Origin of the sequence: Pseudomonas sp. NY15372 (genome assembly GCF_048068215.1) — a bacterium.
Classification (GTDB): Bacteria; Pseudomonadota; Gammaproteobacteria; order Pseudomonadales; family Pseudomonadaceae; genus Aquipseudomonas; species Aquipseudomonas guariconensis_A.
The window spans coordinates 1-3,030 of record NZ_JBLUPY010000072.1 but is presented as its reverse complement, the minus strand read 5'-3'; the positions used below and the strand labels follow the sequence as shown (position 1 = coordinate 3,030).

At 66.7% G+C, this 3,030-nt stretch carries 2 protein-coding genes; one reads left to right on the top strand and one right to left on the bottom strand.

The genetic code is table 11. The annotated features are described in order from the left end of the window. Positions 1-140 precede the first annotated feature (140 nt). Entirely contained in the window at positions 141-1,073 is a 933-nt protein-coding gene (locus tag ACNFG0_RS22780; RefSeq protein WP_416766512.1) for an iron-sulfur-binding ferredoxin reductase, read from the bottom strand. A gap of 302 nt (positions 1,074-1,375) precedes the next feature. On the opposite strand from ACNFG0_RS22780, the gene ACNFG0_RS22775 reads away from it, so the two are divergent. Continuing rightward, complete coding sequence (locus tag ACNFG0_RS22775; protein ID WP_070094654.1) at positions 1,376-2,899, top strand: fumarate hydratase; 1,524 nt, start codon at positions 1,376-1,378, stop codon at positions 2,897-2,899. Positions 2,900-3,030 lie beyond the last annotated feature (131 nt).

Here is a 3,030-nt window from a genome sequence, read left to right as displayed (position 1 = left end):
GGGCGAAGCCCTTGCCAGGCGACGGTGATATCCGGCCCGGCCCAATCGCGGGACAAGCCCGCTCCCACAAAGCCCGCAAAATCAAATAGTTATGCGTTGTTCTATGAGAGCCGGCTTGCCGGCGATTGAGGCCTGACGCCTCAGGCATGCTCGACGAATACATCGGCAAACACCTGGTTCCTCGGCACCCCGGCAATGAACAGCCGCCGCGCGAACCGCTCCACACGCCCCGGTGCCCCGCACACCAATGCCACGGTTTGGCGTGACCCCAGGTGCAACCCCGCCAGCGCCTGCTCCCACTCCTCGACAACCACCTGCTGCACGCTCAGTTGCGCATACCGGCTCGCCAGTTCCTGCAACGGCGCGTCCAGGTAGAACCCGTGTCGATCCCGCGCCACATGCATCACCTTGATCTCGCCCTGGTGCCCCTGGCGCAACGCCTCGCGCAAGATGCCCCATAGCGGTGCAAGCCCGGTACCTGCCGCCAGCAGCCATAAAGGCCGTGCCTGCCAATCCGCGTCATAGTGCAGGGCCCCGCCACGCAGCTCGCCCAGGCGCAGTTCGGCGCCGAGGGCCAGTTGCCTGGCCTTGTCGCAAAAGGCACCCGGCTGGCGGCAGTCAAGGTGAAACTCCAGGAAGTCATCTTCACCCGGCAGGCTCGCCAGCGAGTAAGGCCGCGCCACGCCATCCAGCCACAGCACCAGATGCTGGCCTGCCTGGTAGCGCAATGGTCGCTCGGGGCGCAGGCGCAAGCGCAACACGGCACCGAACCAGGCCAGGCCGCACACCGTTGCGGCCTGGCCATCGAGGCGTGGGTCGAACACCGCCACGCGCAGGTCGCCCTGAACCTGGCACTGGCAAGCCAAGCGCCAGCCCTGCTCACGCTGCGCCGGGCTCAGGGCCTCGGGCATGGCCTCGAGCGGGTGGCCATCCAGACATCGAACCAGGCAGGCATGGCAACTGCCGGCTCGGCAGCTGTAGGGCACGTTGACGCCGGCCTCGTTCAAGGCATCGAGCAGGTTGCTGGCGGCCGGCACCGTCCAGCGGCGTTCGCCGACGCAGAGTTCGGGCATGGTCAAACATCTCGTTCCGTTCAAAAATCGCCTGTGGCGGCATCACCGGCGTGCCGGCGATGCTGCGCAGCGGCCCTCATGCAACAGGATCGCACGTTCGCAGCAAAAAGAATGCCCGCCCCTTGCCGACCTTGGTCCAGACCACGCGCAGGTGTGCCGGGCACGGATGCGCGCTATACTGCCGCGCCCTTTTGCGTCGGCCACTGCCTGCCGGCGCGCCTTGCAAGGTGTTTCGACGCGCTGGTCGGCTGTGTCGGAAGTGCCTTTACGAAATGTTCCCGTCTTTAAGAGGAGCGCGCTGCATGACCGTGATCAAGCAAGACGACCTGATTCAGAGCGTTGCCGACGCCCTGCAATTCATCTCGTACTACCACCCCGTCGATTTCATCCAGGCGATGCACGAGGCCTACCTGCGTGAAGAGTCGCCCGCCGCACGCGACTCCATCGCCCAGATCCTGATCAACTCGCGCATGTGCGCCACCGGCCATCGCCCGATCTGCCAGGACACCGGCATCGTCACCGTGTTCGTGCGCGTCGGTATGGACGTACGCTGGGACGGCGCCACCCTGAGCGTCGACGACATGATCAACGAGGGTGTGCGCCGCGCCTACAACCTGCCTGAAAACGTCCTTCGCGCCTCGATCCTGGCGGACCCCGCCGGTGCCCGCAAGAACACCAAGGACAACACCCCGGCGGTCATCCACTACTCCATCGTCCCCGGCGACAAGGTCGAAGTCGACGTCGCGGCCAAGGGCGGCGGTTCGGAGAACAAGTCGAAGATGGCCATGCTCAACCCGTCCGACTCGATCGTCGACTGGGTCCTGAAGACCGTGCCGACCATGGGCGCCGGCTGGTGCCCGCCGGGCATGCTGGGCATCGGCATCGGCGGCACCGCCGAGAAGGCGGCCGTGATGGCCAAGGAAGTGTTGATGGAATCCATCGACATCCATGAGCTCAAGGCCCGCGGCCCGCAGAACCGTATCGAGGAGCTGCGCCTGGAGCTGTTCGAGAAGGTCAACCAGCTGGGCATCGGCGCCCAGGGCCTGGGCGGCCTGACTACCGTGCTCGACGTCAAGATCATGGACTACCCGACCCACGCCGCGTCGCTGCCGGTCTGCATGATCCCCAACTGCGCCGCCACCCGTCACGCCCACTTCGTGCTGGACGGCTCCGGCCCTGCCGAGCTGGAAGCGCCGTCGCTGGACGCCTACCCGGAAATCGTCTGGGAAGCCGGCCCGAGCGCCCGTCGCGTCAACCTCGACGCGATCACCCCGGAAGAAGTGGCCAGTTGGAAGCCGGGCGAGACCCTGCTGCTCAACGGCAAGATGCTCACCGGTCGCGATGCGGCGCACAAGCGCATGGTCGAGATGCTCAACCGTGGCGAAGAACTGCCGGTCGACCTCAAGGGTCGCTTCATCTACTACGTCGGCCCGGTCGACCCGGTCGGTGACGAAGTGGTAGGCCCTGCCGGCCCGACCACCGCGACCCGCATGGACAAGTTCACCCGCCAGATCCTCGAGCAGACCGGCTTGCTGGGCATGATCGGCAAGTCCGAGCGTGGCCCGACCGCCATCGAGGCGATCAAGGACAACAAGGCCGTGTACCTGATGGCCGTCGGCGGCGCCGCCTACCTGGTGGCCCAGGCGATCCGCAAGTCCCAGGTCCTGGCGTTCGCCGAGCTGGGCATGGAGGCGATCTACGAGTTCGAGGTCAAGGACATGCCGGTCACCGTCGCGGTGGACAGCAACGGCGAGTCGGTGCACATCACCGGCCCAGCCCTGTGGCAGAGCAAGATCGCCCAGAGCCTGGCGGTTGAAGTGAAGTAACCCTCGGGGCCGCTTTGCGGCCCTTTCGCGGCAGAACGCCGCCCCGAACACAACCCAAACGGCCCGGGTGGGGGGGGCGGGGGGCGCGGCCGCGCGGGCCCGCCAACGGGCGCTGAGCGCGCCCCAACGAC